Source organism: Terrabacter terrigena, from assembly GCF_042676085.1.
GTDB lineage: Bacteria > Actinomycetota > Actinomycetes > Actinomycetales > Dermatophilaceae > Terrabacter > Terrabacter terrigena.
Genome location: NZ_JBHTKH010000007.1, coordinates 178,759 through 202,900, shown reverse-complemented (window position 1 = coordinate 202,900; position 24,142 = coordinate 178,759). Strand labels below are relative to the sequence as shown.

At 72.6% G+C, this 24,142-nt stretch carries 26 protein-coding genes; 18 read left to right on the top strand and 8 right to left on the bottom strand.

Going from position 1 to position 24,142, the window contains the following annotated elements; genetic code table 11:
• Positions 1–2 precede the first annotated feature (2 nt).
• From ACFQ2V_RS12830 to ACFQ2V_RS12780, 11 genes are all read left to right on the top strand, one after another.
• Complete coding sequence (locus tag ACFQ2V_RS12830; protein WP_386053106.1) at positions 3–746, top strand: succinate dehydrogenase/fumarate reductase iron-sulfur subunit; 744 nt, start codon at positions 3–5, stop codon at positions 744–746.
• Entirely contained in the window at positions 743–1,150 is a 408-nt protein-coding gene (locus ACFQ2V_RS12825) for a hypothetical protein (protein ID WP_386053104.1), read from the top strand. The genes ACFQ2V_RS12830 and ACFQ2V_RS12825 overlap by 4 nt, the downstream gene beginning before the upstream one ends.
• Positions 1,151–1,519 (top strand): fumarate reductase subunit D, encoded by a 369-nt coding sequence (locus ACFQ2V_RS12820; RefSeq protein WP_386053103.1) that lies wholly within the window; start codon positions 1,151–1,153, stop codon positions 1,517–1,519.
• A 63-nt stretch (positions 1,520–1,582) separates the two neighbouring features.
• Positions 1,583–2,674, top strand: a complete 1,092-nt coding sequence (locus ACFQ2V_RS12815; protein WP_386053102.1) for a DNA glycosylase AlkZ-like family protein — start codon at positions 1,583–1,585, stop codon at positions 2,672–2,674.
• Positions 2,675–2,700: 26 nt separating this feature from the next.
• A complete protein-coding gene (locus ACFQ2V_RS12810; protein ID WP_386053101.1) occupies positions 2,701–3,276 on the top strand; it encodes a dihydrofolate reductase family protein in 576 nt (191 codons plus the stop codon).
• 102 nt (positions 3,277–3,378) lie between these two features.
• Positions 3,379–3,621, top strand: coding sequence for a hypothetical protein (locus ACFQ2V_RS12805; protein WP_386053100.1), 243 nt, complete (start codon positions 3,379–3,381; stop codon positions 3,619–3,621).
• 133 nt (positions 3,622–3,754) lie between these two features.
• Positions 3,755–4,831, top strand: a complete 1,077-nt coding sequence (locus tag ACFQ2V_RS12800; RefSeq protein WP_386053099.1) for a saccharopine dehydrogenase NADP-binding domain-containing protein — start codon at positions 3,755–3,757, stop codon at positions 4,829–4,831.
• Positions 4,828–6,108 carry an NAD(P)/FAD-dependent oxidoreductase gene (locus tag ACFQ2V_RS12795; protein ID WP_386053097.1) on the top strand — a complete coding sequence of 427 codons (1,281 nt, stop codon included), beginning with the start codon at positions 4,828–4,830 and terminating at the stop codon, positions 6,106–6,108. The genes ACFQ2V_RS12800 and ACFQ2V_RS12795 overlap by 4 nt, the downstream gene beginning before the upstream one ends.
• A 94-nt stretch (positions 6,109–6,202) precedes the next feature.
• Positions 6,203–6,436 carry a DUF4287 domain-containing protein gene (locus ACFQ2V_RS12790; protein WP_386053096.1) on the top strand — a complete coding sequence of 78 codons (234 nt, stop codon included), beginning with the start codon at positions 6,203–6,205 and terminating at the stop codon, positions 6,434–6,436.
• A 46-nt stretch (positions 6,437–6,482) separates the two neighbouring features.
• Positions 6,483–7,127: a class I SAM-dependent DNA methyltransferase gene (locus ACFQ2V_RS12785; RefSeq protein WP_386053095.1), complete on the top strand. Its 645-nt coding sequence runs from the start codon at positions 6,483–6,485 to the stop codon at positions 7,125–7,127.
• Between the two features lie 99 nt (positions 7,128–7,226).
• Entirely contained in the window at positions 7,227–8,087 is an 861-nt protein-coding gene (locus ACFQ2V_RS12780; RefSeq protein WP_386053094.1) for a thermonuclease family protein, read from the top strand.
• 1 nt (position 8,088) lies between these two features.
• Here the strand turns inward: ACFQ2V_RS12780 and ACFQ2V_RS12775 are convergent, their stop codons facing one another.
• From ACFQ2V_RS12775 to ACFQ2V_RS12760, 4 genes are read right to left on the bottom strand one after another with little or no spacing between them, the layout of a single operon-like run.
• Entirely contained in the window at positions 8,089–8,853 is a 765-nt protein-coding gene (locus ACFQ2V_RS12775; RefSeq protein WP_386053093.1) for a GNAT family N-acetyltransferase, read from the bottom strand.
• Positions 8,854–8,901: 48 nt separating this feature from the next.
• Positions 8,902–9,495: a dihydrofolate reductase family protein gene (locus ACFQ2V_RS12770; protein ID WP_386053091.1), complete on the bottom strand. Its 594-nt coding sequence runs from the start codon at positions 9,493–9,495 to the stop codon at positions 8,902–8,904.
• A gap of 33 nt (positions 9,496–9,528) precedes the next feature.
• Entirely contained in the window at positions 9,529–11,532 is a 2,004-nt protein-coding gene (locus tag ACFQ2V_RS12765) for a vWA domain-containing protein (protein WP_386053090.1), read from the bottom strand.
• A gap of 9 nt (positions 11,533–11,541) precedes the next feature.
• Positions 11,542–12,939, bottom strand: a complete 1,398-nt coding sequence (locus tag ACFQ2V_RS12760; RefSeq protein ID WP_386053088.1) for a sigma 54-interacting transcriptional regulator — start codon at positions 12,937–12,939, stop codon at positions 11,542–11,544.
• 96 nt (positions 12,940–13,035) lie between these two features.
• Between ACFQ2V_RS12760 and ACFQ2V_RS12755 the strand changes: the two genes are divergently transcribed.
• Entirely contained in the window at positions 13,036–13,929 is an 894-nt protein-coding gene (locus ACFQ2V_RS12755) for a DUF429 domain-containing protein (protein WP_386053087.1), read from the top strand.
• Positions 13,930–13,951: 22 nt separating this feature from the next.
• On the opposite strand, the gene ACFQ2V_RS12750 is transcribed toward ACFQ2V_RS12755, so the two are convergent.
• Positions 13,952–15,055, bottom strand: coding sequence for an SGNH/GDSL hydrolase family protein (locus tag ACFQ2V_RS12750; RefSeq protein WP_386053086.1), 1,104 nt, complete (start codon positions 15,053–15,055; stop codon positions 13,952–13,954).
• A 158-nt stretch (positions 15,056–15,213) separates the two neighbouring features.
• On the opposite strand from ACFQ2V_RS12750, the gene ACFQ2V_RS12745 reads away from it, so the two are divergent.
• Complete coding sequence (locus ACFQ2V_RS12745; protein WP_386053085.1) at positions 15,214–16,017, top strand: hypothetical protein; 804 nt, start codon at positions 15,214–15,216, stop codon at positions 16,015–16,017.
• A gap of 58 nt (positions 16,018–16,075) precedes the next feature.
• Here the strand turns inward: ACFQ2V_RS12745 and ACFQ2V_RS12740 are convergent, their stop codons facing one another.
• Positions 16,076–17,314, bottom strand: a complete 1,239-nt coding sequence (locus ACFQ2V_RS12740) for an RNA polymerase sigma factor (protein ID WP_386053084.1) — start codon at positions 17,312–17,314, stop codon at positions 16,076–16,078.
• Between the two features lie 62 nt (positions 17,315–17,376).
• Here ACFQ2V_RS12740 and ACFQ2V_RS12735 point away from each other — a divergent pair, with 62 nt between their 5' ends.
• The 3 genes from ACFQ2V_RS12735 to ACFQ2V_RS12725 all read left to right on the top strand — a co-directional run bounded on the left by ACFQ2V_RS12735 (position 17,377) and on the right by ACFQ2V_RS12725 (position 20,143).
• The gene (locus ACFQ2V_RS12735; RefSeq protein ID WP_386053083.1) at positions 17,377–18,513 is read left to right on the top strand and encodes a glycoside hydrolase family 76 protein; all 1,137 of its coding nucleotides are present in this window, start codon (positions 17,377–17,379) and stop codon (positions 18,511–18,513) included.
• A gap of 85 nt (positions 18,514–18,598) precedes the next feature.
• Complete coding sequence (locus tag ACFQ2V_RS12730; RefSeq protein WP_386053081.1) at positions 18,599–19,723, top strand: alpha/beta hydrolase family protein; 1,125 nt, start codon at positions 18,599–18,601, stop codon at positions 19,721–19,723.
• Between the two features lie 60 nt (positions 19,724–19,783).
• On the top strand, positions 19,784–20,143 hold the full coding sequence (locus tag ACFQ2V_RS12725; RefSeq protein ID WP_386053079.1) for a hypothetical protein: 360 nt from the start codon (positions 19,784–19,786) through the stop codon (positions 20,141–20,143).
• A 24-nt stretch (positions 20,144–20,167) separates the two neighbouring features.
• Here ACFQ2V_RS12725 and ACFQ2V_RS12720 read toward each other — a convergent pair whose 3' ends face one another.
• Both ACFQ2V_RS12720 and ACFQ2V_RS12715 read right to left on the bottom strand, forming a co-directional pair.
• Positions 20,168–21,499: a C1 family peptidase gene (locus ACFQ2V_RS12720; RefSeq protein WP_386053077.1), complete on the bottom strand. Its 1,332-nt coding sequence runs from the start codon at positions 21,497–21,499 to the stop codon at positions 20,168–20,170.
• An 87-nt stretch (positions 21,500–21,586) separates the two neighbouring features.
• The gene (locus tag ACFQ2V_RS12715; RefSeq protein ID WP_386053075.1) at positions 21,587–22,483 is read right to left on the bottom strand and encodes an NAD(P)/FAD-dependent oxidoreductase; all 897 of its coding nucleotides are present in this window, start codon (positions 22,481–22,483) and stop codon (positions 21,587–21,589) included.
• A gap of 58 nt (positions 22,484–22,541) precedes the next feature.
• Between ACFQ2V_RS12715 and ACFQ2V_RS12710 the strand changes: the two genes are divergently transcribed.
• Together ACFQ2V_RS12710 and ACFQ2V_RS12705 are read left to right on the top strand one after the other, a co-directional pair.
• On the top strand, positions 22,542–22,979 hold the full coding sequence (locus tag ACFQ2V_RS12710; RefSeq protein ID WP_386053073.1) for a MerR family transcriptional regulator: 438 nt from the start codon (positions 22,542–22,544) through the stop codon (positions 22,977–22,979).
• 154 nt (positions 22,980–23,133) lie between these two features.
• The gene (locus ACFQ2V_RS12705; protein ID WP_386053071.1) at positions 23,134–24,129 is read left to right on the top strand and encodes an NAD-dependent epimerase/dehydratase family protein; all 996 of its coding nucleotides are present in this window, start codon (positions 23,134–23,136) and stop codon (positions 24,127–24,129) included.
• The last annotated feature ends 13 nt before the right edge of the window (positions 24,130–24,142 follow it).

Genomic DNA, 24,142 nt, shown 5'->3' with positions numbered 1-24,142 from the left:
CGATGGCGGACACCATCACGCTCGAGGTTGCGCGGTACCGACCGGACCGCGACGAGAAGCCGACCCTCGAGTCGTACGACGTCCCGCTGCGTCGCGACTGGGCGGTGCTCGACGGCCTCAACCACGTCAAGGACACCCTCGACGGGAGCCTGTCGTACCGGTGGTCGTGCCGCATGGGCATCTGCGGCAGCTGTGGCATGACGGTCAACGGCGAGCCACGGCTGACCTGCGCGACGTTCCTCGTGGACTACGCGCCCGGCCCGGTCCGGGTCGAGCCGCTCGCCAACTTCCCCGTCATCCGCGACCTCGTCGTCGACATCGGCGACTTCATGCGCAAGCTCCCACAGGTCAGCCCGTGGATCGTGCGCGAGCAGGAGAGCTCGGTCGACGACGGCGAGTACCTCCAGACGCCTGAGCAGCTCTCGGACTACTCGCAGTTCAGCATGTGCATCAACTGCATGCTGTGCTACTCGGCCTGCCCCGTGTACGGGCTCGACCCGTCGTTCGTCGGTCCGGCCGCCATCGCCCTCGCGCAGCGCTACAACCTCGACTCGCGCGACGAGGGCGCCCACGTCCGGATGGACCTGCTCATCCACCCCGAGGGCATCTGGGGGTGCACGTTCGTCGGTGAGTGCACGCGCGCCTGCCCGAAGGGTGTCGACCCGGCCGGTGCGATCCAGCGCTACAAGCTCACCGCCGCGCTCCAGTCGGTGCGGTCGTTCGTGCTCCCGCGGGGGCCGCGATGACCCAGCCGACGCAGGACCCCCCGCGGGCCTTCCGCCCGGCGGCGAGCCGGTTGTGGTGGCTGCGCCGGCGCAGCTACGTCTTCTTCGTGCTGCGCGAGCTGAGCAGCGTCTTCGTGGCCTGGTCGGTGGTCCTCCTGCTCCTGTTCGTCCGCGCGCTCGCCCAGGGGGATGCCGCGTACGCCGCCTTCCTCGACTGGGCGTCGACACCTTGGGCCCTGGCCCTAGACGTCGTCGCGCTGGCCTTCCTCGTCCTGCACTCCGTCACGTGGTTCAACCTCACGCCGGCGGCCACAGTGGTGAAGCTGCGCGGGCAGCGGCTGCCGCCGGCAGCCGTCGCCGGGGGCGCGTATGCCGGCTGGGTCGTCGTGACCGCGGCGATCGTCGCGTTGGTGGTGACCCGGTAGATGGCGAGGCGTCCCGTCGAGCCGGTGCTGTGGCTGCTGTTCAGTGCGGGCGGCGTCGCCTCGGCGCTGTTCCTCCCGGCCCTGGTTGTCCTCTTCGCGTTCGCGCTGCCGCTGGGCTGGGTCGACGGTGGCGGTCGTGAGGGCCTGCTCGGCCTGGTCGGCCACCCCCTCGTCGCACTCGTCCTCGTCGGCGTCTGCGTCCTGTCCCTCTTCCACTGGGCGCAGCGCTTCCGCTACATGCTCGTCGACGGCCTGTTGCTCCAGCGGCACCGGCGCCCGATCGACGCCGGCGTCTACGCCCTGGCGCTTCTCGGTTCGGTGGCCGCGGTGGTGGTGCTCTGGCAGGCGGTCTCGGCCCGCGGGGGCTGACCGCGCAACCTTCGTCGGTGCCGGACAGCGACTCGTGTCGGCGCGGCTGGCTAGTGTCGCCCCATGGCGGTGCACCGGCTGAGCCTCGACGACGCGCGACGCATCGCCGTGCACGCGCAGCACCTCGACGTGCCGCGCCCGACCGACCTCGTCGAGACGGTCGAGCGCTTGACGATGCTGCAGATCGACCCGACCGCGGCCATCGCGCCGAGCGCCGACCTCGTGCTGTGGAGCCGGCTCGGCAACAGCTACCGGCCCGAACACCTCACCAAGGCCGTCGAGCATGACCGCACCCTCCACGAGACCGTCGCCTACATCCGGCCGGCGCGTGACGTGCCGGCTGTCATCGCCGAGTGGGTCGGCCGCGAGTTCCACCCCGCGATCATCGAGTGGCTCGAGGCCAACGAGCAGTTCCGCCGCGACATCCTGGCCAGGCTCACGGCCGAGGGGCCGCTCCTGTCGCGCGACATCCCCGACACCAGCGCCGTGCCGTGGCCCTCGAGCGGCTGGACCAACAACCGCAACGTCACGAAGATGCTCGAGTCCATGGCGCGTCGCGGGCAGATCGCCGTCTCGGGCCGCAAGGGGCGGCAGCGCTACTGGGACCTCCCCGAACGCGTCTACGGCGACGGGTTCGAGCTCCCGAGCCACGAGGAGGCCACGCGCCTTCGCAACGAGCGTCGCCTCGAGTCGCTCGGCATCGCCCGCGCCACCGGCCCCGAGCTGCCGGGTGAGCAGGCCTACGTCGGCGACGCCGGCGAGCCCGCCGAGGTCGAAGGCGTGCCGGGCACCTGGCGGGTCCACGCGGCATACCTCGGCGTCCCGAGCACGTTCACGGGGAGGGCGGCGCTGCTGTCCCCGTTCGACCAGCTCATCCACAACCGGGTCCGGGCCGAGCAGCTCTGGGGCTACGAGTACATCCTCGAGATGTACAAGCCGAAGGAGAAGCGCCGCTGGGGCTACTTCGCGCTGCCGATCCTCCACCACGACAGGCTCGTCGGAAAGCTCGACGCCCAGGCCGACCGCAAGGCGCGGCGCCTCGTCGTCAACGCGGTCCACGAGGACGTGCCGTTCACGAAGCGGGTCCGCAACGACGTCGACCGCGAGATCGCCTCTCTCGCAGAGTGGCTCGGCCTCGAGCTGGTCTCACCGTGACCCGTTCCACAGAGCAAGGAGCACCGATGCGCAGGATCGTCCTCTACACGATCACCTCGCTCGACGGCGCCGTCGACGACCCCACCCGCGCCTTCCCGCCCGACGTCGACCCCGACAAGCCGCAGCCGCCGACCTTCGACGACGACCTCATCGCCCTCGAGGCCGAGCTCATCGGCACGCAGGACGCCGTGCTCCTCGGCCGACACATGTACGACGAGTGGTCGCGCTACTGGCCGACCTCCGACGAGCAGCCCTTCGCCGACTTCATCAACGGCGTCAAGAAGTACGTCGTCACCTCCTCGCCCCTCACCGCCGGGTGGGGTGACGCCGAGGCCGTCAGCGGCCCACTCGCCGACGTCGTGCGCGACCTCAAGGCCGCGCCCGGTGGCGACATCGGGGTGCACGGCAGCATCGAGCTCGCCCAGTCGCTGCTCGCCGAGGGACTCGTCGACGAGCTTCACCTTGCGGTCGCGCCCGTCATCGACCCGCAAGGCCGTCGCCTCTTCGAGCGCGGCACCGACCTCCAGCGGCTCGCCCTCGTGAGCGCGACGCCGACGCTCAGCGGCGCCCTGTGGCTCGTCTACCGCCCGGTGGCTCAGTGACCGCGATGACGCCCACGACCCCGTGAGCGCCTGACCCCGGGCGTGCCGTCGGCGCGGTGACCGCTCACCGCCCGCCGCGACTGCGCCGATAGCACCGACCCGTTGCTCTGGTGCGAGAGAGCCGAGGCCGTCGACTGGTTCGACAGCAGCGAGAACGCGCTCATCGACGACCCCAGCGACAGGAACGACGCGAACGACGCCACGCTGCCTACCGACAGCACCGACCCGACGCTCCCGACCGAGAGCACCGAGCCCACCGACCCGATCGACAGGAACGAGTCCCTCGACCCGATCGACCACTTCCCGCGCAGCCGTTCCGGCAGCTCAGCCATGACCGCAGCCTAGGCACGCGTACCCCATCCGCACCACGTATGCCGTCGCCCGCCCTCCTCGACGTATCAACCCGGCCGCTCGCTCCTCCTCTCGTGCAACGGCGCCCACCCGCGGGTGCGCGATGCACGACACACGGGGAGCACCGATGACCAGCCACACCGAGAGCCCGGGCACGTTCGCCTTCACGGTCCATCCGCGCGCCCGCCTCGGCGAGGACCTCGCACGGGTGTGGCCGCCCCTGGGCCGCGTGCCCGACCCCGTCTACGACGCCGCGCTCCGTCACCTTCCGCTTCGCCCCGTCACCATGGCCGGCATCCACATCGGCGGCGAACGGGTCGGTCACGTCGTGCTCGTGCCGTACGGCGCCCGTCACCTGCTCGACTCACCCGGCGAGGGCCGTGCCCGCGTTCACCGTGCGGTCGACAAGGCCCGGGCCCTCGGCTGCGACGTCGTGGGACTCGGCGCCCTGACCGCCACGGTGACCGCGGGCGGGGTCTCGCTCCGCAGCCGCACCGACATCGGGGTGACGAACGGCAACGCCTTCACCGCAGCGATCGTCGACGACCAGGCCCGCCGGCTGCTGCGCGACGCCGTCGACCATGCGTCCGACCCGCACGTCGCGATCGTCGGCGCCACCGGCAGCGTCGGGGCGGCCGTCACCCGGCTGCTGGCTCGCGACCGCGCAGTCGCTCGCCTCACCCTCGTCGCCCGCTCCGCCCGCCGTCTCGACGCGCTGGCCGCCGAGGTCGGCCGCCACGTCCCCACCACCGCCTCGACCTTGATGGAGGCCGTCGCCGATGCCGACCTCGTCATCCTCCTCACCGCCTCTGCCGACGCGCTGCTCGGGCCCGCGCACCTCGCCCCCGGTGCCGTCGTGCTCGACGCCACCCAGCCGCGCAACACCTCCGCGTCGCTCGCCCACGAGCGTCCGGATGTGCTCGTCGTCGACGGCGGGGTCGTCGACATCCCGAGCCTTCGCCTCGTCGGCGGCAACATCGGCCTGCCCGACGGTCGCGCGTACGCCTGTTTCGCCGAGACGGCGCTGCTCGCCCTCTCGGGCCACCGGGGCCACTTCTCGATCGGGGTCCCGACGCTGGAGCTCGTCGACCACGCCCGCGAGCTCGCGAGAGGCTTGTCGCACCTGGGCTTCCGGGCGGCCGAACCCACGAGCTTCGGACGGCCCGTCACGATCGGCCGACCCGCGATGGGGGTGGCGTCATGACCACGGTGCTCCGCTCGGGTCACCGCGCCCAGCACCGCATCGTCCTTCTCGGCGGCGGCTACGTCACGCTCCACGCGTATGCCGGCCTGATGCGCCACGCCGGGCGGGCGGTCCGCGGCGGCGCGGTCCAGGTCGTGGTGATCAGCGCCGACGACGCGCACAGCTTCCACGGCTTCACAGGCGAGGTGCTTGCCGGGCTCCTTCCCTACGACCGCACCCGCACCCCGCTCACCGAGGCGATGCCGCACGCGCACGTGGTCACCGGCCGTGCGGTCGCCGTCGACACGGAGCGGCGGGTCGTGCGTTACGAGCAGGAGGGCGAGGCGGGCGTCCGCGTGCTCGACTACGACGACCTCGTGATCGCCACCGGCGGACGTGAGCCCGCGACCAGCGTGCCGGGTCTCGCCGAGCACGGCTTCACGCTCCGGGCGCCCGGCGACATCGAGGTGCTCGCCCACCGGGTGCGCTCGGCGGCGGCCGAGCATGGGCCGCGCCGGCGCACCGTCGTCGTGGCCGGAGGCGGCATGGCCGGTGTCGAGATGGCCGCGGCCGTCGCCGACCTCGGCGGCGCACGCCTTCGCGTCGAGCTCGTGCACTCCGGGGAGCAGCTGCTGCCCGAGCTGCAGGACTCCCAGCCGCGGCTGGCAGCCCGGGCCCGTCGGGAGCTCGAGCGTCTCGGCGTACGCGTTCGGCTGGGGGTCCGTCTCGCCTCGGTCAGCGCCGACCACGCGTACCTCTCCGACGGCACGAGCCTGCCGGCGGGCACGGTGATCGCCACGATCGGCCAGCGCCCGGTCCACGTCCCGGGCCTCGACGCGCACCGCGACCCGCACGGCCGGCTCGTCACCCGCCCGGACCTCTCCGTCGTCGAGCACGTGTGGGCCGCAGGCGACGCGGCCTGTGTCGTGCACCCCACGAGCGGCGCGCCCGTCCCCGCCAACGCGCTCTGGGCGATCAAGGGCGGGGAGCACGTGGGTCGCAACCTCGCCCGGTCGGTCCGCGGTCGCGCCACGCGGCCGTTCGCGTACCGGGGGCTCGGCCAGGCGGCCTCGTTCGGCTTCGGGCGTTCGATCTCCGAGCTCTACGGCGTCCCGTTCACGGGGTGGCTCGCCTGGGTGCTGCGCCTGGCCTTCTTCCTGCGGTTCATGCCGTCGCGCCGCAAGGCCGCCCAGGTCATCGGCGACCTCGCCCGTCACGCGGCACACGGCCGACCTGTGACGACGCCTGCCGCCGGGGCAGCGGCCGTCCACGACCTCGCGACCGCACGCCCCGCCTAGCCCTCGCCCAAGGACGAGGGACGTAGCGTGTGCCGTGTCGAGAACCGTTCAGCGCGTTCGACGTGAGGGCATGACGACCACCGCAGGAGCATCGATGACCACCCAGCCCGCCGCCCCCAAGGGGCCGGCGTCCTACTTCCCCTCGATCGAGAAGACGTACGGTCAGCCGATCGACCACTGGATCGGACAGGTCCGCGGGCAGCACGCCGCCGGCACGACCAGGCACGGCGAGCTCGTCTCGTGGCTCAAGGCCGAGCACGGCCTCGGGCACGGTCACGCCAATGCCGTCGTGGCGCACACGCTCGGGCTGCTCAAGGCCGAGGCGTGACGAAAACCCCGAGCGGACCCGACGACGCCGCTACCCAGTCGAGTACGTGAACGAGCGGTCGTACGTCATCGAGACGCGGACGGCGTACGACACGGTGGCCGTGGACTACGCGCGTCTGCTCGAGGACGAGCTGGCCGGGAGCCCGCTCGACCGGGCCCTCCTCGGTCACTTCACCGAGCTCGTGCTCGCCGAGGGCGGTGGCCGGGTGGTCGACGTCGGCTGCGGCCCGGGCCGCATCACGGGCCATCTCGCGACGCTCGGCCTCGACGTCGAGGGGGTCGACCTGTCGCCCGGGATGGTCGGGGAGGCACGGCGTCGGCACCCCGAGATCGACTTCCGCGTCGGCGAGCTGGCCGCCCTGGACGCCACCGACGACTCCCTCGCCGGCGTCGTGGCGTGGTACTCGATCATCCACACGCCGCCCGACGACCTGCCCGCCGTCTTCACCGAGCTGCATCGCGTCATCCGGCCGAACGGCCTGCTGCTGCTCGCCTTCCAGACCGGCGGCTTCAGTGTCCGGCGCGAGCAGGCGTACGGCCACGAGGTCACGTTCGAGGCGCACCGGCACGACACCGACGGCGTCGCCGCCCAGCTCGCCGACGCCGGTCTTCGCGTGACCGTCCGCACCGAACGCACGCCGCAGGACTACGAGACGACCCCGCAGGCGTTCCTGCTCGCGCGGGGGGCCTGACCAGACCGGGCCGGCTCGGCCGCGGTGGCCGATTCGCCGGACACGGCCGACGTGCGCGCCTACCGTGTTCGAGTCGCCACAGGGGAGCAGGAACAGGACATGCACAGCCGCAGGACCAAGGCACTGACCCTCATCGCGGGCCTCGCTGCCATCGCCGTCCTCACCGGCAACGCCGCTCGCGGGTCGGAGGACGCCGCGCCGACCGTGCTCGAGCCAGCGGTGACGGTCACGCCGTATGCCGCGCCGCCGGCCACGACGGCGCCAGCACCCACCACCGCGGCATCGGACAACACGGCGCAGACGAGAGCCGCCGCAGCCGCCGCCCGGGCGCAGGCCTCCGCCGCGAAGTGGGTCGTGACGAAGGTCGTCGACGGCGACACGATCTGGGCTGCCCGCGCCGGCGTGACGCGCAAGGTCCGGCTGATCGGCGTCGACACGCCGGAGATCGGCCAGTGCGGCTACTCCGAGGCGTCGCGCAACCTCCGCGGCATCATCGGCGGCCAGCCCGTCACCCTCACCGGTGGCGCCCGGGACGACGTCGACCGCTACGGCCGACTGCTGCGCTACGTCGACGTCAACGGCGTCGACGCCGGTCTGCGCCAGGTCAAGCAGGGGTATGCCGTCGCGCGCTACGACTCGCGCGACGGTTACGGCAGGCACGCGCGCGAGACGGCCTACGTCCAAGCCGACCGGTCGAGCCCCGAGGCGCCGTGCGCATCGCCCTCGTCGCGCGGCGACGGGGCCGGGATGTCGGGCGCGACGGGCAGCACGCACACCAGCTCGTGGCCCCTCCCGGGCGACGAGCACCCGTGCCCGCAGTCCCGCCCGGTCAAGGGCAACGAGGACTCGATGATCGCCCACGAGCCCGGTGACCGGTACTACGACGTGACGAACCCCGAGCACTGCTTCGCCACGATGAGCGCGGCCGAGGCGGCCGGGTTCCGACCTGCCAAGGTCTGACTCAGTCGTCGAGCTCGAGGACGCAGGCGGTGCCGACGTCGACGAAGCCGATGCGCCGGTAGATGTCCGCGGCGGCATCGGACCCGGCCGAGAGGAACACGAGGTCGACGCCCTGCTCTCGGCAGGCTGCGACGAGCGAGCGGGTGATCGCCGTGCCGTGCCCCCGGTGCCGATGGCCCGGGGGGACGGCGATGCCCATCAGCTCGGCGACATCGCCGCGGGGCGCGGCCGAGCCGGCACCACAGAGGCGGTTGCCCTCGAACGAGGCCACGACGACGAGGTCGCCGCGCTCCATCAGCTCGGGTCGCTGCCCGGGGTCCTTGGGCTCGACCTCGTCGCGCCCGGCGAACCCGGCTGACACCGACCCGAGCGCGATCGACAGGTGCGGCTCCGCCGGCCGGAGCGGACGGGCCCGCGGGTCGGCCTCGACGGCGACGTCGCTGGGCATGACGAGCAGCGGGTAGCGGTGCGGCTCGTGACCCGCACCACGCACGGCCGGGAGCAGCGTCGGCGTCACCTCGTCGACCCACTCGATGGCGCGTGGCACGTCCAGCTGCCCCTGTCGCTCGAGCACACCGCACACGTCCGCGGTGGTGAACACGGCCCGGGCACCCAGGCGCGGCCGTGCGTAGAACTGCCACCCCGTGCCCTTTCCCGCGACGAAGAGCGTGAAGGGACCCACCTCTCGGGCCGACGCGACGGCACGCGGCACGCAGTCGTAGAAGGCCTCGATGCGGCCAAGCCGGCCGTCGCACCCGCGCGTCATGCGGTCACCATGACAGGCGCGCGCACCACGGGCGAGCGCATTTCGCGGTCAGCCGGGCTGCACCGGGTAGACGAGGTGGGTGAGGCGCTCCCCTTCGACGACGGTCGTCGGGTCGCCGAGGACGACCTGCCCCGCGACCGCCGTGAAGTAGGGGCGACCGACACCGAGGAAGCAGGGCACGAGGTCGACCGAGACCTCGTCGAGGAGCCCCGCGACGAGGCACTGGCTCGCGATCTCGCCCGCTGCGACGCCCACGTCGGCGTCACCCGCGACCTGCTTCGCCCGCGCGACGGCGTCGTGGATGCCGCCGGTGACGAACTCGACCGTGCCGCCGGGGTATCCCCAACCTTCGGGCGGGCTGTGGGTCAGCACGACGACCGGCACCCCGAGCGGGTGGGTGCCCTTCCAGCCGTCGGTGATGTCGAAGAGGTGACGCCCGACGACGAGCGCTCCCAGCCGCGCCACCCAGCCGCTCCAGTAGTCGTGGTCGGCCTGCGTCAGGTGGAACGTCATGTCGCCGCCCGCCGACGTCCACGGCCGGTCACCGGCCTCGTACCAGTCGAAGAGGGGTCCCACCTCGTCGTCGGGGCCCGCGACGAAGCCGTCGAGGGACGTCGACGCCGACGAGATCACCTTGCCCATGCCGCCCTCCTCCTGTGGTGTGGTCGTGGTGGGTCAGCGCCGCCCGCGGCGGGCCCGGAGGTAGTCGGCGACGACGTACTCGCCGAGACGGGACACGTCGGGCGTGAACACGCGACCGCCGGCGCGCCGGGCGACGGCGTCGACGAAGCGGGCGAGGCCCGGGTCGTCGCCGAGCATGAAGACGTTGAGCGTCGCACCCGAGCGCCGCAGCTCGTCGACCTGGCGGATCGTCGCCCGGATGGTCTCCTGCGTCGCAGGCCAGTGGAACTCGGGCATACCGTCATCGGCGATGTGTGCGGTCGGCTCGCCGTCGGTGACGACGAGGACGACCGGCTCGGCCTCCGGGTGCCGCCGCAGGTGCCGTGACGCGAGCATCAGCGCGTGCTGGAGGTTCGTGCCCTGCACCCACTCCGGCTCGGCCTCGGTGAGCTCGACCGGGGTGAGCCGCCGGGCGGCGAGGTTGAAGCCGATGATCTGGAGGGCGTCGTGGCGGAAGCGAGTGGCCACGAGGTGGGACAGCGCCAGGGCCGTCTGCTTCATCGGCCCCCACCGGCCCTCGTGCAGCATCGAGAACGACATGTCGACGCACAGCGCCACCGCCGCCTGGGCGCGCCGCTCGGTCTCGATCACCTCGAAGTCCTCGACGAGAAGGTCCACTCCGCCGGCATGCGCCGAGGACGTATGCCGTCGGGTCGCGTTGCGCCGCAAGGCATTCGAGACCGTGCGCACCGTGTCGAGCGGCAGCTCGTCACCGAAGCGCCACTCGCGGCTCAGGCCCGTCGGCTCGTCGGCCTGGCCGGCGGAGTGGTCGTCGTGGTCGCCACGGCCGGCCGCGTCGATGTGCTCGAAGACGCGGCGCAGCGCCGTCTCGCCGAGCCGTCGGACGGCGCGAGGCGTCAGCCGGAGCCCGTCGTCGCCACGGGAGACGAAGCCCTGCCGCTCGAGCTCCCGTTCCAGCTGGCGAAGCGCCTGGAAGTCACGGGTGGCGTCGGCGCCGAGGTACTGCTCGAGCCGCTCCACGTCGACGTCGTCGAGGGTCGCGCCGAAGTAGGCCTGGCTCAGCTGCTCGTCGAGCTGCTCGAGGTCGGCCACCTCCGCGACCGCCTCGACGGCCTGCCCCCACGGCATCGGCTCACCGCCGGGCTGGCCGCCGCGCACGGGTGACGAGCGGTCGAGCCCGGGCCGCAGGGCGCGGAGGTTGTCGGACAGCTGCGCCATCTGGGAGGCGAGGTCGGGGTCGCCGAGCGCATCGGCCATCAGCTGGGCGAGCTGCTCGCGCTGCTCGCGGCTGAGAGAGGCGAGCAGCCGCTCGGCCGCGGCCTGCCGACGGGCGAGGGCGTCGATGAGCTCGTCGACGTTCTCGGGGTTCTCGGGGAACAGGTCGCCGTGCTTGTCCATGAAGTCACGGAACAGGTCCTCGGTGTCCTCGCCCCGGGCATGGGCCGCGAGCAGCTGGTTGAGGTCGGCGAGCATGTCCTTGACCCGCTGCATCGCCTCGGGGTCGTTGCCGGAGAGAGCCTGCTTGAGCCCCTCGAACTGCGCGCCGACGACCTCGCGCTGCAGCATCTGCGCGATCTGCTCGTAGGCCCGGCGCGCCTCGTCGGAGTGCCACTGGTAGTCGCTCAGCGCCCGGACGGCACCAGCGACGTCGTCGGGGATCGTCGCGAGGTCCATCTCGGCGAGGCGGGCGTCGTCGCAGTCCTCGGACGCGAGCTGGTCTCGCTCCTGGGCCAGCGCCTGGTCGAGAAGGCCGCGCACCTGGTCGAGCGTGCCGCCGAGGTCACCGCGGCGACGGGCCGCCTCGCGCAGCCGGCGGACGCGTTCGCTGAGGTCGTCGAGGCCGCGCCGGCCGTCGGTGCCGCGGCGCAGCAGCTCTCGCAGGGACTCGCGCAGGCTGCCGCCCGCGAGGACGTCCTGGCCCACCTCGTCGAGGGCGGCGCGCACGTCGAACGGTGGCGCCAGCGGGTCCGGCTGCCCACCACTCCACGGCGCGTAGCGGAACCGCCCGTGCACACCGTCACCCTCGTGCGGGGTCATCGGCTCGGCCTAGGCCCCGTAGACGGTGCGGCCGGCCACGCTGTCCTTGTCGATGCGACGGGTCAGGTGCAACCCCTCGAGCACGAACTCGACCGCGGCGGCGACCTGCCCGGGTGTCGCGTCGTCGCCGTGGCCCAGCCGGTCGAGCACCTTCGACAGGCCCGAGACCGGACCGACCTGGGCCAGCAGGTCGGCGCCCGGCACGAGCTCGCCGGTCTCGACGACGGCGCCCTCGGCGAAGAGGTTCGTGAAGCCCGTGAGGTCGAGGCCGGCGAGCCGCGACCGGTACGTCTCGGCGACGGCGAGCCGCAGCAGGTGCGTCAGCACGTCGCGCTCGCGGCCCTCCTCCCCCATCTCGAACTCGACCTTTCCGAGCAGCGTGGGCACGACGGTGGGGACGTCGCAGACGCGCGCGACGGCATACGCCTCGCCGACCCTGGCGGCGCGGCGCAGCGCCGACCCCGCGACCCCCTCGGCGCCGGCGATCGCGAAGCGCGCGGACACGCCGGACCGCTGGTCGACGGCGGCCGACTCGCGCAGCCCGCGGGTGAAGTGCGCCAGCACCTCGAGAAGGTGCTCGGGGACGTCGGCGACGAGGGCCGACTCCTGGGCGATGAGAGCGACCTCGTCACTGACCTCGGTCGGGTAGTGGGTGCGGATCTCGGCGCCGAAGCGGTCCTTGAGCGGGGTGATGATGCGGCCGCGGTTCGTGTAGTCCTCGGGGTTGGCCGTCGCGACGAGGAGCAGGTCGAGCGGCAGGCGCAGCGAGTAGCCGCGGATCTGGATGTCGCGCTCCTCGAGCACGTTGAAGAGCGCGACCTGGATGCGCTCGGCGAGGTCGGGCAGCTCGTTGAGGCCGAAGATGCCGCGGTTGCTGCGCGGCACGAGACCGTAGTGGACCGTCTCGGGGTCGCCGAGCGTGCGCCCCTGCGCGACCTTGACCGGGTCGACGTCGCCGACGAGGTCGCCCACGCTGGTGTCGGGGGTCGCGAGCTTCTCGGTGTAGCGCTCGCTGCGGTGCCGCCAGGCCACGGGCAGGTCGTCGCCGAGCTCGGCGGCGAGGCGACGGCAGCGCACGCACGACGGCTCGTGCGGGTCGTCGCCGATCTCGCAGCCCTCGACGACCGGGCTCCACTCGTCGAGCAGGCCGGCGAGGGTGCGCATCAGGCGAGTCTTGCCCTGTCCGCGCTCGCCGAGCAGCACGAGGTCGTGCCCGGCGAGTAGCGCGGTCTCGAGCTCGGGCAGCACGGTGTCCTCGAAACCCACCATGCCGGGGAAGACGTCCTCACCTGTGCGCAGGCGGGCGAGCAGGTTCTCGCGGATCTCGCTCTTGACGCTGCGGTGGACGTGGCCCGAGGCCCGCAGCTCGCCGAGGGTGGCCGGTCGACCCGGCTCGGGAAGGCTCATTGCCTCACGCTACGTCCGAGTTGCGACGGTGTCGAAGGGTCGTCCGGGCCGGAGAGGGGTGCGCGTCGGCTGTCGTCGGTGCGGTTGGGTGGGGACATGGACATCGAGGCGTGGCGTCAGCGAGTGCGCGACTTCGCCGTGGATCTGGCGGCCGAGGCGCAGTCGGAGCCGACGGGCGGCTCCCAGGTGGCTGACGCGTACGCCGACGCCTCCCGAGCGCTGGCACGGCTCGACGCGGCGCTGGCCGGACAGAACAGACCGACCATCACGCCCGGCACGCAGCTGCCGCCGATCGAGGTCGCTGCACCGGTTCTCGGGGTGGACGGCTGCAGAGCGGGCTGGGTCGGTGCGGTTCTCGAGCCCGGCGCACCGCGACCGCGGGTCGTCGTTGCCCCGACCATCGCCGAGCTCGTCGCGATGGTGCGCGAGTCGCTGGGCATCCGGGTCGTCGGCATCGACATCCCGATCGGCCTGCCCGACAAGACGATCCGTCAAGCGGACCAGCTCGCCCGCAATGCCCTGCCGGGCAAGTCCTCGTCGATCTTCTCGACCCTGACCAGGGCGGCCTACCTCGCCGACTCCCGCCTCGACGCGGACGCCGTCAACCGAGACCTCGTCGGGCAGGGCGTCGGGGCGCAGGCCTTCTCGCTGCGCGACAAGATCGTCGAGGTCGACGCGTGGGTGCGCACGCGCCCGACGGTGACCGTGCTCGAGGTGCATCCCGAGCTGTCGTTCGCCACGATGACCGGCGCCCCGATCAAGGCGAGCAAGAAGACGGACGAGGGTCGCTCGCAACGGCTCAGCGCCCTGGCGGAGGCTGGGCTGGCACGCCCCTCGGTGCTGGAGGGCCAGGGGTATGCCGCCGACGACGTGCTCGACGCGTGCGCGGTCGCGTGGACGGCCGCGCGTCACGCGGCGGGTCAGGCGCGCCCGCTGCCCGACCCGCCGGAGGTCTTCTCGGACGGCATACCGGCCGCGATCTGGGCCTGACGGCGCCGCGCGCCGCGACGCGTCAGCCGGCGACGGCGGCGCGCAGGGCACCGGCGGTCGCGTCCCAGCCCGGCTGGATCGGGTGGACGAACTCGGCGACGTCCCGTCCCGGGGTACCGACCGGGACGAGCCAGGCCTTCGAGTTGTCGGCGACGACGTGCGGGTCGAGCCCGTGGAGGTGGCCGGCCCACTCCTGCTTCACCGTGTCGACGAAGTGGTAGCGGTCGGCACCCGGCTCTGCGTTGAGCTCGGCCATGCCGCGGGCCTGCACCTCGTCGCCGTAGCGCTGCAGCTCGTTGAGTGCGGCGCCGGCGTCGTAGGTCGGGGCGGCCTCGGGAATGGAGTAGCTCTCGCTGTTGACGAGGTACGGGTAGCTGAGCAGGTAGATCTCCGCGTGCCCGCCGGACCGGGCCTCGACGGCACGCAGGGCGTCCTTCGCGCGCTCCATCATCGTCGGCGCCTTGGCGCGCGCCGACTCGAGCGTGCTGCGGCAGCTCGACGGATCGCGCAGGACGAGGCAGTTGGTGACGATCGTCGAGAAGCCGAGGTCGTTGCCCCCGATGGTGAGGAAGACGAGGTCGGTCGCCGGCGTGACGGCGTCGATCTGCGGTCGCACGACGAGCTGGCACGACACGGTGCCGGTGTAGAGGCTGCCGACGCCGGCGCCGGTGACGAAGGTGTAGCGGTAGGAGAAGTCAGGCTGCGCCGGAACGCCGCAGAGCCGCTCGGTCTGGGCGCGGCGCATCCACTCCGACTGCTGGTCGGGGTGGGCGACGGGGTCGATGGAGTACGTCGCCGACTTCGTGAAGGCATCGCCCAGGTCACGCGGCTGCAGGATGTCGGCGACGACCCCGCCACTGCAGGCGCGGTCGACGTAGCTCGCCCCGATCGACGCGGCGACCTGGCTGCCGTAGTTGCGCGGTGACCGGTAGCAGCTGCGCTCCTCGTAGGCGCCCGTGCCGTTGCCCGCGGAGTAGGAGTCGCCCAGCTGGACGACCTGCTTCTGCGTGGCGGCCTTGGGAGCTGCGGCGGTTGCGCTCAGCGCGCCGGCCGGAGGGACTGACGTGAGTGCAGCAGTCGCGAGTGTGGCGGCGAGCATGGCGACGAGGCGGGTCGGGTGGCGCACGGGGGACTCCTTCGTCCGGGACGGTCTCGTCAGGAAACGAGGCCGCTCCGGCGGAGGTCACGCTTCACGGGCCTGCGGCAGCACGCGCACATCACCGAAGGGACACGCTCGCCTCATTCCGGCCATGAGACGAGGTATGGGTCTATAGCCTCGCGCCCATGCCTCCTCGTCTACGCCCTGTCAGCGGCGTGCTCGCCCTTCCGGTCGTCCTGACGCTCGCCGCCTGCACGTCGGGGAGCGGCCCGGGCCCGGCGGAGACCGCGGTGGCCAGCTCCACCGGCTCGTCGGTATCGACATCGACCGCCCCGACGTCGGCCATCCCGACCCCGTCGATGACAACCGGACAGCCCGAGACCACAGCTGCCCGCCCCGCCAGGCCGGTGCGCTCTGCGGCCACCCTCCGGAAGGCCCTGCTCCAGCTCGACGACCTTCCGCCGGGCTTCTCGATCGAGGCGATGGACCAGGGCGACGCCAACCCGGTCATCTCGTCGAAGCGAGCGCAGTGCAAGGCGCTCATCGACATCATGAACGCCGACCACGCGCCCGGCTCGACCGCCAGCGCTGCGACCTCGTTCTCGGGCGGGCAGGACGGGCCCTGGATCGACGAGTACCTCGATGCCCTCGGTTCACCCGCCAGGGTCCGCGTGTTCCACGACTCGATCACGACGGCGGTGAAGGCCTGCCCGAGCGTGACGTTCAGACTGCCGGACGGCCGTTCGACGATGTCGGTCCGTGCGGCCAAGGCCCCTGACGCCGGGGACCACTCGGTCGCGTTCCGGGTCACGGCAGACGGCGGCGCGCTCGACGGCTTGGAGGCCACGCAGGTCGCCACGGCAGTCGGCGACGTCGAGCTGACCATGATGTTCTTCGGCGCCTACCCCGACGAGATCGACGCCGCCACGCATGCGGCGGCCGAGAAGGTCGAGGACGAGCTCGGCGGGTCCTCCTCGATGAGCAGCTGACCGGGCCTGTCCGTCGCGTCGGCCGCGTCGGCGGTGCCGGCCGTGCCGTCTCTGCCTCTCACAGGGCGTCCGCCTTGCGGCGCAGGTGTTGCTGCTCGGGGATGCTTGTCGTGAGCCGGGAAGCGCGGAGGTAGCTCTCGCGGGCTCCCTCGGTGTCACCACGCAGCTCGAGCAGGTGGGCACGCACGGCGTGCAGTCGGTGGTGCTGCGCCAGTCGCCTGTCACCTTCGAGGTCGGCGAGCTGCGCCAGGCCGGCGTCCGGTCCCTCCACCATCGCGAGCGCCACCGCCCGGTTGAGCGAGACGACCGGCCCGGGGGCCAGCTGCTCGAGCACGTCGTAGAGCGCCAGCACCTGCGCCCAGTCCGTGTCGGCTGCGGTGGGCGCCTCGTCGTGGACCGCCGCGATGGCCGCCTGCACCTGGTAGGGCCCCAGCTGCGTGCGCGTGAGGGCGTCCGTGATCAGGTCGGTGCCCTCACGGATGGAGGCCGCGTGCCACAGCGAGCGGTCCTGCTCGTCGAGAGGCACGAGCTCGCCGGTCGACGAGGTGCGGGCCGGCCGCCGCGCCTCGGTGAGGAGCATCAGCGCGAGCAGGCCCGTCACCTCGCCCTCGTCGGGCAGCAGGGCGTGCACCTGCCGGGTCAGGCGGATCGCCTCGGCGGTCAGGTCGACCCGGGCCAGTGCGTCTCCGCTGCTCGCCGTGTGCCCCTCGGTGAACACGAGGTAGAGCACGTGGAGCACCTCACTCAGCCGGGCGGGAAGCTCGGTGGCAGGTGGCATCGTGAACTGCGACCCCGCATCGCGGATGCTCGCCTTGGCGCGGCTGATCCGCTGCGCCATGGTCGCCTCGCCGACGAGGAAGGCGTGGGCGATCTGGGCGGTGGTCAGACCACCGACGGCCCTGAGGGTCAGGGCGATCCGCGCCGCTGGGGTCAGCGCCGGGTGGCAGCAGAGCAGCAGCAGCGTCAGGGTGTCGTCGACGTCTGACGTGACGGCGGCATCCGGTGGCGGGCTCACCCGGTCGCCGACGGGGGTGCGGCCGGCGTCGGCGACCTCACGGCGTACCCGTGCCTCGTCGCTGCGCAGCCCGTCGATGAGCCGGCGCGACGCGACGCGGACGAGCCACGCCTTGGGGTCGTCCGGCACGCCCTCCTCGGGCCACTGCGCGGCAGCCGCGAGCAGCGCCTCCTGCGCGGCCTCCTCGGCCCGGTCGAAGTCCCGGTAGCGCCGCACGAGCGCCCCGATGACCTGCGGCGTCACCGTGCGCCACAGCTCGTCGGCCACCACCCCTTCGGTCATCCCCACCCTCCGACCCTTGCACAGCCGCGGCGGCCGCAGGGCCGCGCGGTAGCGTCCGGAGCGTGTCCGCCGCACGCACACCGACCCAGCTCACGGGGCAGCCCGACGAGCGCGCCGCCGAGGCGGAGCGTTCGGTCGAGGCGCTCTTCGGGGGGCGGCTCGGCCGCATGCCGTTCACCCACCTCGCGCAGGTGTCCCACCCCGCCCCGGGCGGCGGGCGCTGGTTCGGAGGTCTGCGCGGCGTCTGGCACTACTGGTGGCAGGCGCACTACCTCGACGCGATCGTCGACGCCGGCCTGCGGCACCTGCGAACCGGGGACCCGGAAGCCGCCGAAGCGCAGGCCCGGCAGGGCGACCGGCTGCTCGCGACGATCCGGCTGCGCAACCGCGCACGGTGGGTCAACGACTTCTACGACGACATGGCCTGGCTCGCGCTCGCCTCTGGCAGGCTCGGGGTGTTGCACGCCGAGATCGGCAGCCGGTCGCCAAGGCGTCGCCTGCGGTCGGCCGGCCGGCACCTGACGGAGCAGCTCCGTTCGGCGCACACCGACGACCTCGGCGGCGGCCTCTTCTGGAGCCGCGACCGCGACTTCAAGAACAGCCCCGCCACCGGGCCCGCGGCCCTGCACCTCGCACGACTCGGCGAGACCGGAGAGGCCCGCCGCCTCGTGGACTGGCTCTACTCACGCCTGTGGTCCGCGGACAGCGGGCTCGTTCTCGACGGCATACGGCTGCGGTCGGGCCAGGAGGTGCTCGTCCCCGACGTCTGGTCCTACAACCAGGGCACGGTGCTCGGCGCGCTCGTGACGCTCGGTGACGAGCGGAGCCTGGACCGGGCGGCGGCCCTCGTCGCAGCGGTCGACACCGGCCTGACGAGCGAGCTGGACGGAGCCCGCGTGCTGCGCACGCACGGCGGGGGCGACGGCGGCCTGTTCACCGGCATCCTCGTGCGCTACCTCGCCCTCGCCGCATCCCCGAGCTCGCGTCTGCCCGACGACGCCCGAGCCGTGGCGCACCGGCTCGTCCTCGACACCGCCCACGCGCTCTGGCGCGGTCGAGGCAGCCTTCCGGTCGCCGGCCGGCGCGACCCCACCGTCTTCCCGGTCGAGCCCGGTGGCCGGGCTCCCGGGCCACCGCTGGAGCTGTCGCCGCAGCTGCAGGCCTGGACCGTCCTCGAGGCTGCCGCCACCCTGCCCTGACCCCGATGGTCTCGGATCGGGCACGAAGGCTGGGAGCGGGCTGGGAATCCTCGGCGTCCGGGGCGAGACTCGGAGGGTGCGCCCCGTGCGATCCACCGCCCCCAGGATCCGGACCGGACTGACCGCCGGCCTCACCGTCGCCGTGCTGCTCGGCGCGTGCAGCACCAGCGGGCCGGCCGTCGACACCGGCCGAGGCTCGTCCCGGCACAGCGCGACAACGGCCAGCGGACCGGGCCCGTCCACGGCCCCCACCACACCACCGAGCAGCGAGCCGACCCGTTCGATCCCCGAGGCGAAGGGGCCCGCACCCACCACGGCACCGGGCGTGCGAGCCGCTCCGGACCCGGCGTCGATCGCCGCGCTCATCGCCACGAAGTTCGAGGGCGGCGGCCTGCGGCTCGGGGCCGAGCGCGGCAGCACCAGCGCCTACCGACAGTACTTCGCGAGCTACCGCAGCAACGGCCTGACGATCTCGGGTCGCATCAACGTGCCGCGCGGCAAGGGCCCCTTCCCCGCTGTCGTCCTGGCGCACGGCTACGTCGACCCGGCCGTCTACACCAACGGCGAGACGATGCTGCGCGAGCGCGACCACCTCGCCAGGCGGGGCTACGTCACCCTGCACATCGACTACCGCAACCACGCCCAGTCCAGCAAGGACCCGAGCAACGACGCGAGGCTCCGCGCGGGCTACACGGTCGATGCGGTCAACGCCGGGCTCGCGCTCAAGCAGTCCTCGCTCGTCGACCCGTCACGCATCGCGCTCGTCGGACGGTCGATGGGAGGCGGGGTCGTCTACAACGCCCTCGTCGTACGCCCGGGGCTCTTCCGCGCGGGCGTGGCGTACGCCCCGGTCAGCTCCGACACCGTCGACAACTTCGACAAGTGGGTGCGCCGCGACGCCTCCCGGGCGGGTGCAGCGCGCGCCGTGATCGCGAGGCTGGGCACCCCGGAGGCCCAGCCGGCGAAGTGGGCGGCCACGAGCCCGCGCACGTACTTCAGCCGCATCACGGAGCCGCTGCTGATCCACCACGGCACGGCCGACGAGGACTGCCCCATCGCGTGGTCGCAGGAGTCGGTGGCCGCGCTCAGGGCCAGGGGAAAGAACGTCGAGCTGTACGTCTACCCCGGCGGTCGACACACGCTCACGTCACCCCAGTGGGACACCTCGATCCGTCGCACCGAGGCCTTCCTGCAGCGAAACCTGCGCTGAGCGGGCGCCGGTAGGGGCGAAACCGCTACGCGGATTCGCACCAAGACGTACATTTCGGACATGCACCGCTCCGCTCCACCCCTCACGATGCCGAACGCCAGGAGGCTGCTCCTCCTGGCAGGCGTCTGCTCGGTGCTCGCCCACGTCTCCGGCGACCGCGGTCCGATCGGCGGTGTCCCGCTCCTGTGGATCGTCGTCGACCTCGGGCTGCTGCTCGGCATCCACCGCTGGCGCCAAGAGGTCGCGCGCCTGTGCCTCGTGCTGCTGTCCGCGTTTGGCGCCCTGCTCTTCACGGGCTCGGCCTTCACCGGTTCCGCCCCCTGGTTCGTGCCGGTGCTCTACGTCGTCATGCTCCTGGTCCTGCACTCCGAGCCGGTCCGAGAGCACCTCCGACAGCCGGCCAACACGTCGGCCGCCTGAGGCCGGGCGGCGCGGGCGGACGGCTCAGGCCAGGGCGCCCATCGGGTCCCACGCCGGAAGGACGATCGGCTCGTGGGTCAGAGCCTCCTGCAGCTCGGCCGGCAGGGCGTCGCGGCGGACGGCGACCTCGAAGACGTACTCGGCGAACCAGCCGTCGTTCATCGTCATGAAGCCCTTGTCGCCCTTCTCGGTGCCCCAGCTGTTCTCGACGCGCCAGCGCCGCGGGGCGTCGTCGACGAGGTCGACCCCGGTGAAGAGCATCGCGTGGGTCATGAGCGACTCGTGGTGGAGCAGGCGGTCGGCCTTGGCGAGGGCCGGCTCGGTGCCGTAGACGGCGGCGCGGTCGAAGAGGCCGGCGTCCCAGAGGCCGAGGTCGGAGTGCGACATCTGCCCGGTGTCGCACCCGAACCACACCGGCTCTCCGCCGACGATCGCCTGTGCCGCAAGGGACTTCATGACGTCGGGCTCGACGTTGAGGTACGTGACTGGCGGCGCGCCGACGACGTTGCCGAGGTGCTCGACGGTGAAGGTCCGGCCGTAGGGGCTGCTCGTGCGCGGGTCGTTGACGAGGCACACGTAGTCCTCGAGCGGCACGGTCACGTACTTCTCGGCGAACGCGAGCGGCGTCATCTCGCCATCGCGGTGGAAGCCGCCGTCGGCGTCCTTCCACTGCCACAGGAACGACTCCGGCGGCGTGCCGAGGTGGATGCAGAGGAGCCGGTGCACCGTGGCGAGCACCTGCTCCTTCGTCTCGCGCAGGTCGGCCTCCGGCGCACCGTCCGCGGCCTGCGCCCGCAGGTCTCGCGCGGCCTGGCGCAGGATCGTGCCGAGGTCGCGGTTCATCAGGCGCGTGTTGCTCGAGCTCTTCGTCTCGGGCATCGCGACCTTCGGAACGAGGCCGTGCTTGACGACGAGCGCGACGAACATGTTCCACTGCCCGCCGTCCTCGGCCGGCGTCGCCAGCAGGTGCGCGACGGTGCGGTCGTCGACGTCACGGTCGGCCGTCGCGATCATCGACTCGAGCCAGTGGTTCGCCTTCTCGAACTTGTCCCAGAAGAGCAGGTGGTTCTGCGAGAACTCGAAGTCCTTGACGTTCAAGGTCTTTCGCGCACCGGCGCGCAGCAGGTTGGTGCCCGCGAAGAGCCAGCAACGACCGCTCTTCTCCTGCGATGTCGCAGACCAGTCGTCGAGCAGGTTCGAGACGGAGTGGTCGATGCTCGTCACGACGCGGCGGTCGAGGGCGATGTCGTCGACCGACGTCGTCGTGACCGCGTTCTGCAGCATCCGGGCGGTGGGGTCGGCCTCGAACGCCTTCGTGAGGCGCTCGACGAGGTCGGGGGCGAGGTCGCGCGGCATGTGCCACTCCTTCGAGTTCTCGGGATCCTTGGCATCGTATGCCGCAGCGGCGTGACCGCCGGGCCGGTGACGAGCCCCTCGGCGGGGTCAGCGCGACAGCAACGCCATGATCGCCCCGGACGCCGCCACCTGGCCGGCGGCGGCCGCCATCGTCACCGATGCCATCGGCATCGGGTGGGCGGGCAGGTGGGCGAGGTCGCCGCCGGCGCAGACACCGGCGCGGCTCGTGCGCCCGAACTCGTCGACGCGGATGCAGCCGGACGGGTTGAGCTCGAGACCGAGCTGGTCGGCGAAGGGCGCGGACTGGGTCATCGTCGGCTTCACGAAGAGGCCGGCCACGTGCTCGTGGTGCACCTCGCCGTCCGCGCCCTCGAGCGACACGCGGACCTCTCCGCCGTGACGCTCGACGGAGACCACCCGCTCGGTCCGCACGTCGGGACGCACGGCCCAGTCCTCCGGCAGCGCCTCACCGTCGGCGAACACGACGAGGTCGGACGCGATACGGCCGAGCATGGCGCTCAGGTGCGGCGCCGTCGCGGCGCCGAGGATGCCGACGCGTCGACCGGCGAACTCGTGGGCGTGGCAGAACGGGCAGTGCGCGACGAGGTCTCCCCAGAGGGCGTCGAGCCCGGGCACGGGCGGAAGGGTGTCGCGGACACCCGTGGCCAGCACGACGGCATACGCGGTCAGGCCGGAGCCGTCGGCGACGCGAAGGTGGAACGTGCCGTCGACCTCTTCGACCGACTCGACGCGCTCCTCCCGCACGCTCACGGTGTCGTATGCCGCGAGCTGCGTGCGCGCGAGCGCGCGGAAAGCGTCCGGCGGGGTGCCGTCGTGGCCGAGGACGTTGTGCATGTGGCTGACGGTGGCGTTGCGGTAGGTGCCGTCGTCGAAGAGGACGGCGTCGCGGTGGATACGGCCGATCGAGAGGGCGGCCTGGAGGCCGGCGGGACCGCCTCCGATGATGGCGATGTCGGTGTGCACGGTGTCTCCCTGCTGTTGTTGTCGCTGTTCGGGATCGAGCGTGTACCTTCATGTTGGGATGAAGGCAAGCGAACGCAAACAGACCTGGACCGTCGGTGAGCTGGCGGCCCGTTTCGAGCTGCCGACCAACGTGCTCCGGCACTGGGAGTCGCTCGGGCTGCTGGCTCCGGCACGCGACGCGTCCGGGTACCGCCGCTACGGCCAAGGGGACCTGGTGCGGGTGGCGGTCATCCTGCGCAACAAGTCCGCCGGCATGAGCCTCGAGCAGATCGGGGTGCTCCTCGACGGCGAGGCGGCCGGCCGGCACGAAGTGCTCGAGGCGCACCTGCGCGACCTCGACGAGCGCGCCCGATCGATCGAGCGTTCGCGGGAGATGACCGAGCACGCCCTCAGGTGCCGCGCGCACGACATCGTCGCCTGCCCCCGTTTCGCCCAGCACGTCGCCGACCTCACCGAGGGCCGCGCCGACACGGCCCACCTCACCGACTGGGAGTAGCCCTTCCCCCATCGAGAGAGCACTCCGCCACACCTTCCCCATCGAGAGAGCACTCCGTCAGGTGACGGAACGTTCTCGATGGGACGGAGAGCGCGGGTTTCGTCGAGAGCGAAGGGTGCTTGGCGTGCGGTGACCTGCGGGCGAGGATCTGCGCATGAGACTTCTCGTCCTCGGAGGCACCCACCACGTCGGCCGCGCGTTCGTGGAGGCCGCCCTCGCCCGCGGTGACGAAATCACCACGCTGACGCGCGGCCTCACCGGCCACGCCGTCGACGGCGCCGAGGCCCGACACGCCGACCGCCTCGACCCGGACGCGATGCGGGCGGCCCTCGCCGACGACGAGTGGGACGCGGTCGTCGACACGTGGTCGGCCGCACCCGTCGCGGTGCAGACCTCGGCGCGGCTGCTGAGCGACCGTGCACCGCACTACACGTACATCTCGTCGCGCTCGGTCTACACGTGGCCGCTCGAACCCGGTGCCGACGAGAGCGCGCCCGTGGTCGAGGGCGACGCCTCGTCGACCGACGGTGCCGACTACGCCGCGGCCAAGCGTGGCGGCGAGCTCGCCGTCCAGGCCGAGTTCGCCGGCGACGTCGCGATCGCCCGGGCGGGCCTGATCCTCGGGCCCTACGAGATCGTCGGCCGGATGCCGTTCTGGCTCAACCGGATCGCCGCCGGTGGACGCGTGCCGGCGCCGGGACCCTACGACCGGCCCCTGCAGTACGTCGACTGCCGCGACATCGCCGACTGGGCCCTCGGGTCGCGACCCGTGGGCGTCTTCAACACGGTCAGCGAGTCGGGCCACACGACGATCGGCCGGCTACTCGACGAGGTGAAGGCGGTGACGGGCGGCGACACCGAGCTCGTCTGGGTCGACCCCGCCACGGTCGAGGCGGCCGGGGTGTCGCCGTGGACCGAGCTGCCGATCTGGGTCCCGCCGACGGGTGAGTACGTCGGACTCCACGACTGCGACGTGTCTGCGGCGTATGCCGCCGGGCTCAGGCCGCGCCCGATGCCCGAGACCGTGGCCGACACGTGGGCGTGGCTCCAGCGCGAGGGAGTGCCGGAGCGCCCCACGAACCGTGGTGGCGGTCCGATGGACGCGGACGCAGAGGCCCGCCTCCTCGCCGCTCATGACGCCACCCCCTGACCAGGACTTGAAG